The organism is Mesorhizobium ciceri biovar biserrulae WSM1271, assembly GCF_000185905.1.
Taxonomy (GTDB): Bacteria; Pseudomonadota; Alphaproteobacteria; order Rhizobiales; family Rhizobiaceae; genus Mesorhizobium; species Mesorhizobium ciceri.
The window spans coordinates 5,025,936-5,039,757 of the sequence record NC_014923.1 but is presented as its reverse complement, the minus strand read 5'-3'; the positions used below and the strand labels follow the sequence as shown (position 1 = coordinate 5,039,757).

Annotated in this window: 14 protein-coding genes; 6 read left to right on the top strand and 8 right to left on the bottom strand. The window is 61.7% G+C overall.

Annotated elements, in window-relative coordinates:
• Positions 1 to 81: 81 nt before the first annotated feature.
• Both MESCI_RS24570 and MESCI_RS24565 read right to left on the bottom strand, forming a co-directional pair.
• Positions 82 to 708, bottom strand: a complete 627-nt coding sequence (locus tag MESCI_RS24570; protein ID WP_013532663.1) for a LysE family translocator — start codon at positions 706 to 708, stop codon at positions 82 to 84.
• Positions 705 to 2,828: a S9 family peptidase gene (locus MESCI_RS24565; RefSeq protein WP_013532662.1), complete on the bottom strand. Its 2,124-nt coding sequence runs from the start codon at positions 2,826 to 2,828 to the stop codon at positions 705 to 707. The genes MESCI_RS24570 and MESCI_RS24565 overlap by 4 nt, the downstream gene beginning before the upstream one ends.
• Positions 2,829 to 2,991: 163 nt before the next feature.
• Between MESCI_RS24565 and MESCI_RS24560 the strand changes: the two genes are divergently transcribed.
• Together MESCI_RS24560 and MESCI_RS24555 are read left to right on the top strand one after the other, a co-directional pair.
• On the top strand, positions 2,992 to 3,360 hold the full coding sequence (locus MESCI_RS24560; protein WP_013532661.1) for an SH3 domain-containing protein: 369 nt from the start codon (positions 2,992 to 2,994) through the stop codon (positions 3,358 to 3,360).
• 444 nt (positions 3,361 to 3,804) lie between these two features.
• Entirely contained in the window at positions 3,805 to 4,230 is a 426-nt protein-coding gene (locus MESCI_RS24555) for a Ros/MucR family transcriptional regulator (protein WP_013532660.1), read from the top strand.
• Between the two features lie 92 nt (positions 4,231 to 4,322).
• Here MESCI_RS24555 and MESCI_RS24550 read toward each other — a convergent pair whose 3' ends face one another.
• Together MESCI_RS24550 and MESCI_RS24545 are read right to left on the bottom strand one after the other, a co-directional pair.
• Positions 4,323 to 4,751, bottom strand: a complete 429-nt coding sequence (locus tag MESCI_RS24550; RefSeq protein WP_013532659.1) for a SufE family protein — start codon at positions 4,749 to 4,751, stop codon at positions 4,323 to 4,325.
• Between the two features lie 100 nt (positions 4,752 to 4,851).
• A complete protein-coding gene (locus tag MESCI_RS24545) occupies positions 4,852 to 5,205 on the bottom strand; it encodes a DUF5330 domain-containing protein (protein WP_013532658.1) in 354 nt (117 codons plus the stop codon).
• A 535-nt stretch (positions 5,206 to 5,740) separates the two neighbouring features.
• On the opposite strand from MESCI_RS24545, the gene MESCI_RS24540 reads away from it, so the two are divergent.
• The 3 genes from MESCI_RS24540 to MESCI_RS24530 all read left to right on the top strand — a co-directional run bounded on the left by MESCI_RS24540 (position 5,741) and on the right by MESCI_RS24530 (position 8,663).
• A complete protein-coding gene (locus MESCI_RS24540) occupies positions 5,741 to 7,474 on the top strand; it encodes a sensor histidine kinase (RefSeq protein ID WP_013532657.1) in 1,734 nt (577 codons plus the stop codon).
• Positions 7,449 to 8,246 (top strand): peptidoglycan-binding domain-containing protein, encoded by a 798-nt coding sequence (locus MESCI_RS24535; protein ID WP_013532656.1) that lies wholly within the window; start codon positions 7,449 to 7,451, stop codon positions 8,244 to 8,246. Before MESCI_RS24540 ends, MESCI_RS24535 begins: the two co-directional genes overlap by 26 nt.
• A 69-nt stretch (positions 8,247 to 8,315) precedes the next feature.
• Positions 8,316 to 8,663, top strand: a complete 348-nt coding sequence (locus tag MESCI_RS24530) for a DUF1491 family protein (protein WP_013532655.1) — start codon at positions 8,316 to 8,318, stop codon at positions 8,661 to 8,663.
• Here MESCI_RS24530 and MESCI_RS24525 read toward each other — a convergent pair.
• A complete protein-coding gene (locus MESCI_RS24525) occupies positions 8,641 to 9,675 on the bottom strand; it encodes a hypothetical protein (protein ID WP_063170191.1) in 1,035 nt (344 codons plus the stop codon). The two genes, MESCI_RS24530 and MESCI_RS24525, sit on opposite strands and share 23 nt — an antisense overlap.
• Positions 9,676 to 9,861: 186 nt before the next feature.
• Here MESCI_RS24525 and MESCI_RS24520 point away from each other — a divergent pair, with 186 nt between their 5' ends.
• Entirely contained in the window at positions 9,862 to 10,050 is a 189-nt protein-coding gene (locus MESCI_RS24520; RefSeq protein ID WP_013532653.1) for a hypothetical protein, read from the top strand.
• A 139-nt stretch (positions 10,051 to 10,189) separates the two neighbouring features.
• Here MESCI_RS24520 and MESCI_RS24515 read toward each other — a convergent pair whose 3' ends face one another.
• From MESCI_RS24515 to MESCI_RS24505, 3 genes are all read right to left on the bottom strand, one after another.
• A complete protein-coding gene (locus tag MESCI_RS24515; RefSeq protein WP_013532652.1) occupies positions 10,190 to 10,759 on the bottom strand; it encodes a DUF1254 domain-containing protein in 570 nt (189 codons plus the stop codon).
• Positions 10,752 to 11,336 (bottom strand): DUF1214 domain-containing protein, encoded by a 585-nt coding sequence (locus MESCI_RS24510; protein WP_013532651.1) that lies wholly within the window; start codon positions 11,334 to 11,336, stop codon positions 10,752 to 10,754. The genes MESCI_RS24515 and MESCI_RS24510 overlap by 8 nt, the downstream gene beginning before the upstream one ends.
• Before the next feature lie 253 nt (positions 11,337 to 11,589).
• Positions 11,590 to 13,743: a transglycosylase domain-containing protein gene (locus MESCI_RS24505; protein ID WP_013532650.1), complete on the bottom strand. Its 2,154-nt coding sequence runs from the start codon at positions 13,741 to 13,743 to the stop codon at positions 11,590 to 11,592.
• Positions 13,744 to 13,822 lie beyond the last annotated feature (79 nt).

Genomic DNA, 13,822 nt, shown 5'->3' with positions numbered 1-13,822 from the left:
CGAGTGAAAATGAGCGACGGGAGCTTCAAAAAGTCCTGACACCCAGCCCTCTGGAAAGGGTGCGTCGATTATCGTCCAGAGTCAGCGTTGCTGCAGCGCCAGACGGACGCCCAAAGCGCAGTAGATGCCGCCGACAACTTTGCCCTGCAATCGTAACACCGACGGATTTCGGCGCAGGAACGTGCCGAGCCGGCCAGCGCTCACGGCAAAGACGACCGTGCTGAAAAGGCCCAGTATGACGAAGATGACCCCCAACGCGGCCATCTGAAGCATCACCGATCCGTTTTCAGGCCGCACGAACTGAGGCAGAAAAGCGAGGAAGAACAGAGCGGTCTTGGGGTTGAGCACTTCGGTCAGGACAGCCTGTCGAAACGCCTTGCCGGCGGAGATCGCGAGCGCACCGGCCGCCGGGTTGGCCGGTGTTTTCTCGATGATCGCGCGAATGCCGAGATAAACCAGGTAGGCCGCGCCGATGTACTTGATGACGCTGAACAGCGTCGCCGACGCGGCGATGATCGCCGAGATGCCGATCATGGCCATGACGGTATGAAAGACGTCGCCGGCAGCGATCCCGGCGCCCGTCGCGATGCCGACCCTGGTTCCGGAACTCGTTGCCCGGGCGATCGTCAGCAGGGTGGCGGGGCCTGGAATGAAGACGAAGCCGAGCACGACCGCGATGTAGGCGATCAGGGTGGTCAGGTCGATCATTTGTTGGTTGCTCCCGTAAGCTGCGCCTTGCCCATCACTTTCAGCGCGAAGGAGTAGGTGTAGGCGATCTCTTCCAGCCGCGAAAACCGGCCGGAAGCGCCTGCATGGCCGGAATCCATATTGATCTTGAACAGAACCGGATTGTCGCCGCTCTTGCGGTCGCGCAGCCGGGCCACCCATTTGGCCGGTTCCCAATAGGTGACGCGCGGATCGGTGAGACCGGCCAGCGCCAGGATCGGCGGATAGTCGTGATCAGAGACATTGTCGTAGGGCGAATAGGCAGCGATCGTCCGATAGTCGTCGGCGGACGCGATCGGGTTGCCCCATTCGGGCCATTCCGGCGGCGTCAGTGGCAGGGTCGCATCGAGCATGGTGGTGAGCACATCGACGAAGGGAACCTCGGCGACGATGCCGCCAAAACAATCCGGCGCCATGTTGGCGACGGCACCCATCAGCATGCCGCCGGCCGAACCGCCTTGCGCGACGATACGGTCATGCGCCGTGTAACGCTCGGTGACCAGATGGCGCGCGACGGCGATGAAATCGGTGAACGTGTTCATCTTGTTCTCCCGCTTGCCGTCATCGTACCAGCCATAGCCCTTGTCCTTGCCGCCGCGAACGTGAGCAATGGCGAAGACAAAGCCGCGGTCGACCAGCGAGAACCAGTTGGTGTTGAAGGCGGCCGGCACGGTGATGCCATAGGAGCCGTAGCCGTAAAGCAGGCAAGGTGCGGATCCGTCCAGCGGCGTGTCGCGATGATGCAAAAGCGAGATCGGCACCAGTTCGCCATCGCTGGCCGGCGCCATCAGCCGCCGCGTGACATAATGGTCCGCATCATGGCCGGACGGCACTTCCTGGGTCTTCAGCAGCACCCGCTCGCGGGTGCGCATGTTATAGTCGAACACCTGCGCGGGCGTCGTCATCGACGAGTAGGAAAAGCGCATGATCTCGGTGTCGTACTCATAGGAACCCGACAGGCCGAGCGAGAAGGCCTCCTCGTCGAGGGACAGAAGATGCTCCTCGCCGCTGATACGGTCGCGCACCACAATGCGCGGCAGGCCTTCCTTGCGTTCGAGCCGGACCATGTGGTCCCTGAAGCCGATCACCGACAGGATCAGCCGGCCGGGCTCGTGCGGCACCAGTTCCTGCCAGTTGGCGCGCACGGGATCGCTCGCCGGCGCCGTCATGATCTTGAAGTCCTTGGCGCCGTCGGCATTGGTCAGGATGAAGAAGATATCGCCGCCTTCTTCCAGCTCGTATTGAAGGCCAACCTCGCGCGGCGACACCAGTTTCGGTTCGGCAAACGGATCGTCGGCGCGCATCAGGCGGTATTCCGAAGTCTCGTGATCGTTGATGCCGATCATGATCCATTCGTTGTTGCGGGTGCCGTCGACATTCATGAAGAAGCCGGGATCGGTTTCCTCATAGATCAGCCGGTCGCTGTCCGGGCTGTCGCCCAGCGCATGGAAGAGTACCTTGGACGGGCGATGGTTGGGATCGAGACGGGTGTAGAAGAAGCCGTCATTGCCTGCGTTCCAGACGCCTGAACCGCCGGTGTCGGGGATCTGGTCGGCAAGCTCCTTGCCATCGGCAAGGTCACGCACGCGAAGCGTGTAGAATTCGGAGCCCTTGTCGTCGAATGCCCATAGCAGCTTGGCGTGGTCGGCCGAATGGTCGACACCGCCAAGACGGAAATAGGCCTTGCCCGCGGCCTCCGCATCGCCGTCGAGCAGGATATGCTCGGCGCCGCCGTCGCGCGACATGCGGAAATAGCGCGGCTGCTCGCCACCAAGTTTAAAGGACGAGCCGTAGGCATAGGGCCCATCCTTCATCGGCACGGAAGAATCGTCTTCCTTGATACGGCCCTTCATCTCCTTGAAAAGCTGCTTTTGCAGTTCGACCGTGTCGGCCATCAGCTTCGACTGGTAGGCATTCTCCGCCTCGAGTTCTGCGCGGATCCCCGCATCGAGCAATGACGGGTCGCGGAACATCTCCTGCCAGTTGTCGGCCCGTAGCCAGGCATAGTCGTCGGTTCGCGTGATGCCGTGATGCGTGTCGGAAACCGGCCGCTTCTCGGGCGTTGGCGGGCTGACGATCGGAAATATGGATGTCTTGGTCATTGCATCTCGCTTTGCCAGTATCTTCAATGGGCCAGTATCTTGAAGGGCCATCTCGAATGGAGAAGTATCTTGAATGGCAAATGAACACGCCGATCAGGGCAGGTTCAAGAGCCGGAGCGTATGGGTTGTGTCGGCTCCAGGAGATGAGCCGGGAGGAGAGATGATGACTATTTGGTCTCGGACTGCTGCGGCTTTCGCCGTTGCTTCGCTAACTCTGGGCTTTGCCGGCCAGTCTCATGCGACCGTATTCGCGGCTTGGCAAGTGGCCAATGTCCCGTTCGGCGACACGCTCAATGTACGCAAATACCCTTCGGGCACATCCCAAAAGCAGGCGGGATATCCGAACGGTACCGTTCTGCAGATGACCGGGCGATGCACCGGCGGAATAAACCTGCTCGACATCGCCAACCAGCCGGCATGGAAGCAGGCACAAAAGATTCGCTATCGCTGGTGCGAAGTCTGGCATGATCCGGTCCAGAACGGCAATTTCGTCACCGGCTGGGCCTATGGCAAATACATCATCCCGCATTGATTGACGCGGCAGCAATCAGCCGATCGGTCGGATGACTGGCATGTCGCCTGATTGCTTGTGTATGACCACGGCAACCTGTGGTTTTGTGGGCAAATGCGAACAACCAATATTTCTCGAGCGATAGCCAAGCAAGATCAAACATTAAAACCCGTTTCGTGAGTTGCCACGAATGTAACGGCGATCTGACGTTGCGTCAGCTGCCGCCGACGGGAACGCGAAATATCGATAAATTACACAATGCACGAAAGATTGAAGCTGATCGCGGAACATTTGATCAATATCGTTCAATATAGCGCGAGGGGTGAATTGACTTACTTGGTCTGCACGCTCATTGATGTGCCCGCGACACGAATCGTAGAAACTCTACCTGCACAAAATTCGTGCGATGCCCTGCTTGTAAAAAAGGGCGCAGATCGATGTAACTCTTGTTGGGGACCGAAGACCATGGATATTGTCGAAACACCTTCCAGAAACAGCGATGCGCTGATCGAATTGACCGCCGATGTGGTGGCCGCCTATGTCAGCAACAATCCCGTGCCGGTCGGCGAACTGCCGAACCTGATATCCGATGTCCATGCCGCACTCGGGCGTGTGGGCGGAACCGCCGAACAGCCGCCTGCCGACAAGCAGAAGCCGGCGGTCAACCCGAAGCGGTCGGTTCATGACGACTACATCGTCTGCCTTGAAGACGGCAAGAAGTTCAAGTCGCTGAAGCGCCACCTGATGACCCACTATGACCTGACGCCGGACCAGTATCGCGAAAAGTGGAACCTCGACCCTACCTATCCGATGGTTGCACCCAACTATGCAGCTGCCCGGTCCCAACTCGCCAAGAAGATGGGTCTCGGCCGCAAGCGCAAAGCGCGGTAATTGCTGCCAGCCAGATCGGATCGACATCAACGGCGCCTTCGGGCGCCGTTTGATTTTTGCGAGCCGCGACGCGCGGATCGGGTCGGGAAGCGTCAGGCGGTCTGCTTGAGCGCTGCCTCGGCGTCGCGCTTGATGCGCTTGACCATCGAGCGAAGGCCGTTGGCGCGCTGCGGCGACAGATGTTCGTCGAGGCCGAGTTCTTTCAATGTCGCTTCCGCATCGGTCTTCTGGATTTCGCTGGCGGTCCTGCCGGAAAACAGCGCCAGCATGATCGCGACCAGCCCACGCACGATATGAGCGTCCGAATCGCCGGAGAAGGTGATGACAGGATCGGCTCCAGCTCCGCGTTCAGTGGTCAGCCAGACCTGGCTGACGCATCCCGGCACCTTGTTGGCGGGGCTGCGCTGCTCGTCCGGAAACGGCGGCAGCGCCTCGCCGAGTTCGATGACATAACGATAGCGGTCTTCCCATTCCTCGAGGAACGAGAAGTCGTCGCGGATCGTCTGGATCGTCGTGGTCATGTCTGGGATATAGTCACGCGGCGGCTCCGCGTCACGGAAAAAACAAGGACACCGCGGGCGTCGAGAGGGCAGACAGCCCGCGGTGCGCCGTCGAAACGGCTTAATTCTGAGGCGGCAGGTTGACGGTCTCGGGCAAGACGATTCCTTCGGGCACGCTGCCGGTCATCGTCGACGTGTCGGGGCCGGCGGCGGACTTGTCGTCCATCATCGCTGCCGCGATCTTGGCGGTCTCTTTGGCGCGGGCGGTAATGGTGTGCATCGCCGACTTGCCGGTCTCGCAGACATCGGGTTTGCGTTCGCAAATGCCGGCGATATCGCCAACCGCTTCGCGTGCCGCAAACAAGGCTTGGATCGGTCCGACGCTTTCATGCCCCGCTTCATCGGGGCCGACACTCAATGGCAGCGCCAGCAGCACCAGCGAAAACCAGAAAGCCATTCTTATGAGGAAGACCATGCCCTTGCCCTCTCGTCGTGACCGGATCATGCATCCATATGGCATGACCTCTTTTGTAGGCAGGATTTTGGCACACAGGCGCAAAGGACGGCTTGCGGGCAAAGAGAGAATTTTCCTCAAATTTTAGGCAAATTCGAAACGAACCGTTCTGCAATCGACTTGTCTCAAATCCGAGCAATTTTCCTTAACAACAAATAACCATATATCCCCATGATTTCCCTGTGTTTTTCTTGAAATAGGGAAGTCCAGGTGCCGAGTGCGCCCGGCCGATGGGTGCAGTCGGCGGATAACTCTCCGTTTACTATGGCTGCATTTGTCCGTGCTTTCGGCCGCCGGCATCCCGATATTTGCCGCAGGCCGGGCCCTGGTCGGCCCTGCCTTATCCATTCCTTAAACGCTGGATGCGAGTTTCAAAGCCAACCAGAACCATCTGCAAAGCAGAGCTGTCCACGACAAGTGCGAGTGCGTTGAGTTGAGTTCAATCAAGGCCAGATACGTTGAATTGCCTGGCGCGATTTCGGCCGGTTGCGAACGTATGGTCCATCCGTCCATCCTTGGGCGGAGCGACCGCGAGCGCCAGCGCCGCTTTATCGGCGTCATGCTCGCCGCTCCTTTCTTTGTCGCCGGTGCCGCGGTCACGCTGGTTACTTCAGGCATGGGCGTCGCCGTCACCATGGCCGCCATTTTCGCCGCCTTTGGCCTGTGCTGGTTCGTCGCCTTGCTGGTGGCGGCGACCGGCAAGATGGCGATAGCGAGTTGGGTCGCCCTGGTGCTGGCCGGCATTTCTCTCGGCAGTCTCATTGCCGCCGCGGGCGGGCTGAGTTCGCCTGTCGCCATGCTTGTCGTGGCGCTGCCTTTTGAAGCCTGGTGGATCGGCGCTTCGCGGCGGGCGGCGCTGTGGGGAGCCGTGTCGGCCGCTGTCGCCATCTTGGCTCAGCCTTTGGCTGGAACCGTATTCCCGTTCGCAGGAGCGCAGATCGCGGCGTGGCACTGGTTGGTGCCGTTGGCCTGGACGCTCACACTGATCCCGCGCGCATCGGCATTTCAAAACACGGCCGATGCGGCTGATGTGCTCGACACTGCCGACCGGCTCGAAGACATCATCGATGCGGTGGTCTTGCGCGTCGCCCGTCATGGCGAGGTCCTGGACGCGTCGCCAAAAGCGCGCACGCTTTTGAAACTGCCGCCCGAACTGCTGTCCGGAAACGGCCTCTTCGATCGCGTCCATCTGTCGGATCGCGTTTCCTATCTCAGCGCAATGGCCGACATGCGCGACGGCGCACTGTCGCGCCGGCTCGAATTGCGCATCCGGCTGCCTCAGAATGGCAATGGCCTGACGGCCGACAATTACCGGCCGTTCTCGCTTGATCTCGTGCGTGGTGAGGAACAGGGTGATGTCTTTACGTTCGTCCTGAGGCAGAATGACGAGATCGCCCGGTTGCGCGAGGATCTGGCGGCAGCCAATGAGGCGGCCGCGTCCGCCGAGGTGGCGAAGGGACGCTTCCTGGCGGTGGTCAGCCACGAACTGCGCACGCCGTTAAATGCCATTATCGGCTTCTCGGATATGCTGCTGCATGAGATGTTCGGCGCCTTCAAGGATCCGCGCCAGAAAGAATATGTCGGCTTGGTACGGGATTCGGGCCAGCATCTGCTCGCCGTCGTAACCTCGATACTCGACGTGTCCAGGATTGAATCGGGCGTCTATGCGACCGAACCCGAGCCGTTCCGGTTCGCGGAGGCGGTCGATATGTGCCAGTCGATGATGCAACTGCAGGCGCAGGCCAAGAACATCGATCTGCAGGCGCAGATCGCGCCGGACGCCGGCGACATCAATGCCGATCAGCGCGCCGTGCAGCAGATGCTCATCAACCTGGTCTCCAACGCGATCAAGTTCACTCCCGACGGCGGCGACGTCGTCGTCGGCGCCAAGCGGATCGGTTCGCGCCTGCATTTCTGGGTCAGGGACACCGGCATCGGCATCGCCGAGGAGGATTTCGCCAATCTCGGCAAGCCCTTCATGCAGATCCAGAACGACTATACCCGCCGTTTCGAGGGGACTGGTCTTGGCCTTTCACTGGTCAAGGGCCTGGTGGCGCTGCACGAGGGCACGATGTCCATCGAAAGCATGCCAGGCGAGGGCACCACGGTGACCATCAGCCTGCCGGTGAACGGACCGAAGGGACATCAGGCGGAGAAGACCGGCGTGCTGACCATGCCTGTGGCGATGGCGAAAGGGGACAGAGATGGCTCGCTCCGCAAAACCGGCTAAGGCGGTCAAGCGCCGCAGCAATGCCTTTCAGGACGGCGCTGTCGCCGTCGGCGGCATGATCTCGCGCAATCCTGTCCTGGTGGGCGGCTCGACGGCGTTCCTGGTGACGCTGTTCTATGTCTCGGCCAATGCCTTGTGGTACCAACCTTTCCCGCATGCCGGCGCATTTTTTGCGACCCGCAGCATTGCGGGCTTTCCGCACGCGACGCCCGACGAACCGGAGACGACATTCAACATCGTGCGGCCATCCGGCGCGCCGGCACCGATCAAGGGCGATCCGGTTGTCGAGCAGGTGCAAGGCATATTGAAGGATCTCGATTTCTATTCCGGGACGGTCGACGGCATTTCCGGACCCAACACCCGCAAGGCCATCCAGGACTATCAGCAGAAGGTCGGGCTCAACACGTCCGGCGAGATCGACGCGCTTCTGCTCGATCAACTGGGCGCGACGCCGAAGACAGCTTCCGTCGTGCCCAGACCGCAGCCGCGCCCGGATATGCCGGCCGCCGTTCCGGTGTCTTTGCAGACAGGTTCGGGACAGACAAATTCCGGGCAGGCGGATGCCGCGACGCAAGCGCCCGATGCCCGCATCGTCAAGATCCAGGCCGGGCTCAAGGCGTTCGGCAATGACGACATGCAGCTGGATGGTGTCGTCGGCGCGCGCACAAAGGCGGCGATCAAGGAATTCCAGTCGCTGTTCGGGCTGCCGCAGACCGGCGAGCCCGATGAGATCGTCTATGTCAAGATGCGCGAGATCGGCCTGACCAACTGACGGCCGAAACGACGGCTCGCCGAGCGGCGGAAATATCGATAGAGAACCGGCAGTTTCGGGAGCTCTCTCATGCGCGTCACATCGGATCTGTGGGTTTCGGCCCTGTTGCGCCGGATTTTCGGCGCCGGTGGATTTGCCGCCGTGGTCAAGCGTGGCGCGACCGAGGCCGGCGCTGTGTTCGTGCTGGCGCGGGGCAGGCTGGGTGAGGTTGCCCTGTTCGGGCCGGCGCCGCAGACAAGCTATGATTCGGCCAAGCCCGACGACCGGTTTTTCACTCTGCTCGGAGCTGGTGACGATCCCGCGGTGCTCGAAGCCAGGCTGGAACGGGAGAAAAAATTCGATCCCGACATCTGGGTGGTCGAAATCGAGGCCGGTGCCGTGCCCGTCGAGGAGCTTATTTCCGTGAAGACGCCCTGAGGCCGGAAGAAGCCGCCGCATCGTCGCTGTTCGAAGCGGTGCGTGTATCGCTGTTGGCAGGTGCTGCGCCGCGAACCACCCTTGAAAGGATTTCCGCTCTCCACGACCGCATCTTGTCCTGGGCCGCCTCGCGATGCAGCAGCCGGTAGCGGTCGAGGAAAGTCCGGATAGCCTGCGGGTGCGGGAACTGGCTGGGATAGACGGCAACCGTGACCAGGAAGGCCCTGTCTTCGCTGAGGTCGAGCGAGCGCAAGGCGACAAGCAGCGAGGCATAATTCTGGTTGGCGGTGAGCGATCGCGCGGTCTCGAAATCGATGTCGAGCGCATCGGCGAGCGCGGTCTGGAAGAACGCGGCGTTTCCCGTCAGCGCTGTCTCGCGCAATTTCATATAGGTGTCGGCGCCCTTGAAAGGCTCGGCGGTCGCTGTCTTCTCGTCGCCGGTGCGCATCATCGAGCGCAGCCTGCGCCGTGCATTCTCGGCCGCGATGCCGAGTGTCTGTTCCCGGGCTGGCTCGCCGGAGGCGGTATCCGCGCTCGCTGGCGCGATCTTGTCTGCCCCAGCGGCGTTCGCATCCGGGTCCGGCGCGCGCACCAGGGTTGGCCTCTCGAGGGCCCTGATCAGGTCAGCAATGGTCGGGTTCAAGCCCTTGCGGCGCGCAATGGCACGCGCATGCGGCAGGCCATGTCGCCCGATCAGGGCGATGAGATCGATGTCGCTGACGGCGCGTGAGCGGATGAGCAACGGCGCGGCAATGTCGACCGGTTCCTCGCAAAGACGGCGCACCAGGGCGGCGGGTGCGTATTCGCATTCGGAAAGGGCGGCTGCCACGTAACGGCGGGATTCGACGGACACGTCATTGAACAGCGGCAGCGTCAGGTCTTCGAGCTGGCCGATCTCGCGGCGTGAAGGGCGGGTGAGCGAGCAGAACGCCGACACTGCGGCGCGGAACAGCCTTTCGGCCTTTCCCGAGTCTTTTCGTACCGCGATTTGCCTGAAGTCCGAAGATGACACGAAGGATACGCCCGTACTCGACACAAGCTTGGCGCGCTCGACCGGGATTGTGTCGGTTTCGCGAGCACCAAGAACAAAGATCAAGTTAGCGACGATCCGTTAGCGTTCCGTTAACCCTCTGCCGCCTTAATGACATTTGGAGGCGTTGCGTTGTGCTCCGGGGAAACCGAGAGGAATGCGCGAACCATGGGCATGGTACTGTCTTTCGTGCCGCGTACGGCACCAAACACCAGAGCAAAGCAAACCGCCGAAATGCCGGCGGCGGTGATCATCTTTCCCGGCATCCGCTATGAGCGGTCGCATGCCGGCGAAGTGCGGCCGGTCGATCCCGACAAGACGGGATCGCCAGGGACGAAGCCGGTCCCGCACCACTGAGTTTCGGCGGCCACGGACCTTTGGTCCGGGATCATGTCTAGTGCATGTCGCCCAAAAGTGACCTCGGTTTTGGAGAACGACATGCATGAAAACAAAGACCTAAAGCGGGTCGTCTGAATCCGTTCAGACGCGACACGCTCTAGAAGTCCTGCAACTCACAGGAACTCTGTTCGAAGAAGCGCGACACGATCGGCTTCCAGCTGCTGTCGGGGACGAAGGCACGGATGACGAAGATGCCTTCCTCGATCGGCGCTTCGACGAAGATCGCCCCCTGAAGATCCTCTGGAAGGTCCTTGCGCACGTCGATCATCTGCGCCGGCGTCAGCACCACGGCATCCAGAACGCCGCCGGTCGCTGTGTGGTCGTTGAAGGAATAGATGTTGTGGCCGCTGCGGTCATAGACCGACACCGACCAGAACGGGACATGTCCAGGTGCCTTGACGCGGACCAAACCTTCGCCCAGGTCGAACCGGCACGCCGTTGCATAAAACAGCGGGTCGACGGATTTCACCACGGGCGCCCCACCGGCCTCGGCATCGAGCCGCGTCATCTTGTAGAGATCCGAAGCCATGGACAGCCGCGACCAGGCGTCGCGTTCGGAAAATTCAGGCACCAGAAGCAGCACGGCGATGTGCACAATGCCGGCGCCGAGCAGGCCGAGCAGGACGGCATGCAAAAGTCTGCGCATCGCCGCATAAAAACTACGCATCGCAGCCGACCTTGACGATCCGCGGCAGCGAGACGTCCGACAGGCCCGTGCTGCTGGCGATTGGCGTGTCGTAGAAGGTCAGCACGAAATACATCCTGCCGAAGCCGTCTGTCAGCAGCCAATTGCCGGGCATCGGGTGATGGCCGGCGGAAATGATCACCGAATTGTCGGGCTGGCGCACCACCCCGTAGGATTGCAGCGCCGCCAGCCGGGATTTGCCGGTCTCGACCACGCTGAGCGACTGGTCGGCGGCGTAGAGCGTCCAGAACCGCGCCGTCGGAAATCCGCCCTCGATGGTGTAGGTGCATTCGCGCTTGAGCTCGGCGCCGCCCGTGTCTCGCTCGGCGACGAAGGACAGCCCCTCGGCACGGCCGAGTGCAAGCACGCCCTCGCGCGCCACGCGAGCCTTGGAATAAGGATCGGCGGACGGCGTGCCGATATCGGGAAAGGCTGTCCATTGACCGATCCGGATGGCGCCGACGCCATCCTGGACTTTCAGCGCATACCAGACGCTGCCGCCACCGCCGATGATGGCTATGGCAAGCGAAAGCAACGTCAGGAAGGCAGTTTTGAGCATGAAGGGCCGGGGACACCGAAGAGTTGCCGCTCGGGGATATCGCGGCGCAGGGCCTTGTGGCAAGCGGGCCGATGTAGAATTGCAGCCGCCTCTTCCTTCTCCACCTGCGGGAGACGGTGGCCGAGCGAAGCTCGGTCGGATGAGGGGTGTTCCAGCTTCGCAAGGACGGTGATCCGGCCAGCACCCCTCAACCGTCTCGGCGCTGCGCGCCGATCCACCTTCTCCCACAGGTGGAGAAGGAAGAGGCGCGCCATCACAGCGCCGACAGCGTCTCCGGCGGTTGAGGCGTATTGAGGACGGGCGCCGACTGGAACAGGCTGGTCATGTCCCGCAGCGTCTGCGTCGTGCGGCTGGACAGCACCGGCGGCCGTTCGGCGGCTGCATCGGCCACCGCCTGCGCGTCGCTCTTCTTCTGTGCTTCCTCGGCTTTGGCAGCGATCTCCTCGTCGACGAAGGGCTTGTCGATGCCCGGGATCGGCTTGAGGTCGATGTTCTGGTGCGCATAGACCATCAGGCGCTGCCATACCATCGCAGGCAGCGAGCCGCCGGTCATGTTCTTGGTCGGCGTGAAATCGTCATTGCCCATCCATACCGCCGCCGTGTAGTTGCCGGTGAAGCCGACAAACCAGGCGTCGCGGTAGGATTGCGTCGTGCCCGTCTTGCCGGCGACGACGATGTTGGGAAGTTGGGCCCGCCGCGCCGTGCCCATCACCGGTACTGCCGCCAGCATGGTGTTCATCGATTTCAGCGCCTGCTCCGACAACACCCGGTGTGGCGGCGGCGCATCCTTGGCGAAATCATAAACCACCTCGCCGGTGCGGGTGACGAGTTGGCTGATGCCGTGCCGGAAGCCGACGAAACCGTTGTCGGCGAACACGCTGTAGCCCGTCGCCTGGTCCATCACCGTCATGCCCGAGGTGCCCAGCACCATCGTCTTGTGCGCTTCGAGCGGCGATTCCACGCCCATCGCCTCGGCCATGGCCTTGATCGGCCCGATGCCAAGGTGATCCTTGGCCAGCCGAACCGGCACGGTGTTGATCGATTTGGCCATAGCCATGATCAGAGTTACATTGCCCGCCGATCCGCCGCTGTAATTGTGCGGCGACCAGGACCCCCAGCTGATCGGGCCGCCGGAGATGATGGAGTTGGGCGTGAAGCCGTGTTCCATCGCCGTTGCATAGACATAGGGTTTGAATGACGAGCCGGTCTGGCGCAGCGCCTTGGTGGCGCGGTTGAACTGGCTGGCGCCATAGTCGCGGCCGCCGACGATGGCGCGCACGGCGCCGTTGGTCTCGATGACGACGACGGCACCTTCGGTGACGTTGTACTCCTTGCCGAACTGGCGCAGGTGGAACTCCACCGATTCTTCCGCTGCCTTCTGGATGTTCGCGTCGAAGGTGGTGTGGGCAACAAGCGAGTGCTGGCCCGGTTTGGCGATCTTCTTGACCTCGTCGAATGCCCAGTCGAGGTAATAGTCCGGACTTTTCTGCTCGCCGCGGTCGACGACATCGGCCGGATGCAGCCTTGCCTGCAGAACCTGCCCCTCGGTCATGAAGCCGGAATCGACAAGGTTGGACAGCACCACATTGGCGCGTGCGCGCGCTGCCGGCAGGTTGATGTGCGGCGCATATTTGGTCGGCGCCTTGAACAGCCCGGCCAGCATCGCCGCCTCGGCGAGGTTCAGATCCTTGACGCTCTTGCCGAAATAGAAATCGGCGGCCGCCTCGATGCCGAACGTACCGCCCCCCATGTAGGCTCGATCGAGATAGAGCTGCAGGATTTCCTTCTTCGACAGATTGGCCTCGAGCCACAGCGACAGGAAGGCTTCCTTGATCTTGCGCTCTAGCGTGCGCTCATTGGTGAGGAACAGGTTCTTGGCCAGCTGCTGGGTTATGCTCGAGCCGCCCTGAACGACGGAATTGGCCCGCACATTCTCGAAGATGGCGCGGGAAAGGCCGAGCACATCGATGCCGTAGTGATCGAAGAAGCGGCGATCCTCGGTAGCAAGCACCGCCTTGATGACGTGATCGGGCATCTCGTCGACCGGCACGGAATCGCGCTGGATGATGCCGCGCTGGCCGATCTCGTTGCCATAGCGGTCGAGGAAGGTGACGGCGAAGTCGCCCTGGGCGCGCCAGTCGCCGGCCGTATCCTGGAAAGCCGGAATGGCCAGCGCCAGCATCACCACGATGCCGCCGGCGCCGAGCGTAAAACCTTCGCTCAACACTTCGATGATGCCACGGCGCCAGCCGTTGACGCGGAAGCGCCGCGAGAAGATCGTCGCCGATTCCCAGAACTGGCGCGCCTTGAAGCCGATCTCGTAGAGCGAGGAATCGATCCACGCGTCGAGCGCCAGCAGCCGGGCGGCGATCGGACCTCTTCTCTTGCGCGGTTCGGGACTGGCCATTCGGAATCCGGCTAGCAATTGCACGACCTGAGTACCGCAAACCGGCAATTTCAGGGCGATGCATTCCGCAAGACTATTC

What these genes read in the sequence shown, in the direction of transcription:
- MESCI_RS24520 (WP_013532653.1), top strand. Translation starts at nt 9,862, where the DNA reads ATGGGCATGGTACTGTCTTTCGTGCCGCGTACGGCACCAAACACCAGA.
- MESCI_RS24545 (WP_013532658.1), bottom strand. Translation starts at nt 5,205, where the DNA reads ATGGTCTTCCTCATAAGAATGGCTTTCTGGTTTTCGCTGGTGCTGCTG.
- MESCI_RS24510 (WP_013532651.1), bottom strand. Translation starts at nt 11,336, where the DNA reads ATGCTCAAAACTGCCTTCCTGACGTTGCTTTCGCTTGCCATAGCCATC.
- MESCI_RS24530 (WP_013532655.1), top strand. Translation starts at nt 8,316, where the DNA reads ATGCGCGTCACATCGGATCTGTGGGTTTCGGCCCTGTTGCGCCGGATT.
- MESCI_RS24550 (WP_013532659.1), bottom strand. Translation starts at nt 4,751, where the DNA reads ATGACCACGACGATCCAGACGATCCGCGACGACTTCTCGTTCCTCGAG.
- MESCI_RS24565 (WP_013532662.1), bottom strand. Translation starts at nt 2,828, where the DNA reads ATGACCAAGACATCCATATTTCCGATCGTCAGCCCGCCAACGCCCGAG.
- MESCI_RS24535 (WP_013532656.1), top strand. Translation starts at nt 7,449, where the DNA reads ATGGCTCGCTCCGCAAAACCGGCTAAGGCGGTCAAGCGCCGCAGCAAT.
- MESCI_RS24560 (WP_013532661.1), top strand. Translation starts at nt 2,992, where the DNA reads ATGACTATTTGGTCTCGGACTGCTGCGGCTTTCGCCGTTGCTTCGCTA.
- MESCI_RS24540 (WP_013532657.1), top strand. Translation starts at nt 5,741, where the DNA reads ATGGTCCATCCGTCCATCCTTGGGCGGAGCGACCGCGAGCGCCAGCGC.
- MESCI_RS24505 (WP_013532650.1), bottom strand. Translation starts at nt 13,743, where the DNA reads ATGGCCAGTCCCGAACCGCGCAAGAGAAGAGGTCCGATCGCCGCCCGG.
- MESCI_RS24570 (WP_013532663.1), bottom strand. Translation starts at nt 708, where the DNA reads ATGATCGACCTGACCACCCTGATCGCCTACATCGCGGTCGTGCTCGGC.
- MESCI_RS24515 (WP_013532652.1), bottom strand. Translation starts at nt 10,759, where the DNA reads ATGCGTAGTTTTTATGCGGCGATGCGCAGACTTTTGCATGCCGTCCTG.
- MESCI_RS24555 (WP_013532660.1), top strand. Translation starts at nt 3,805, where the DNA reads ATGGATATTGTCGAAACACCTTCCAGAAACAGCGATGCGCTGATCGAA.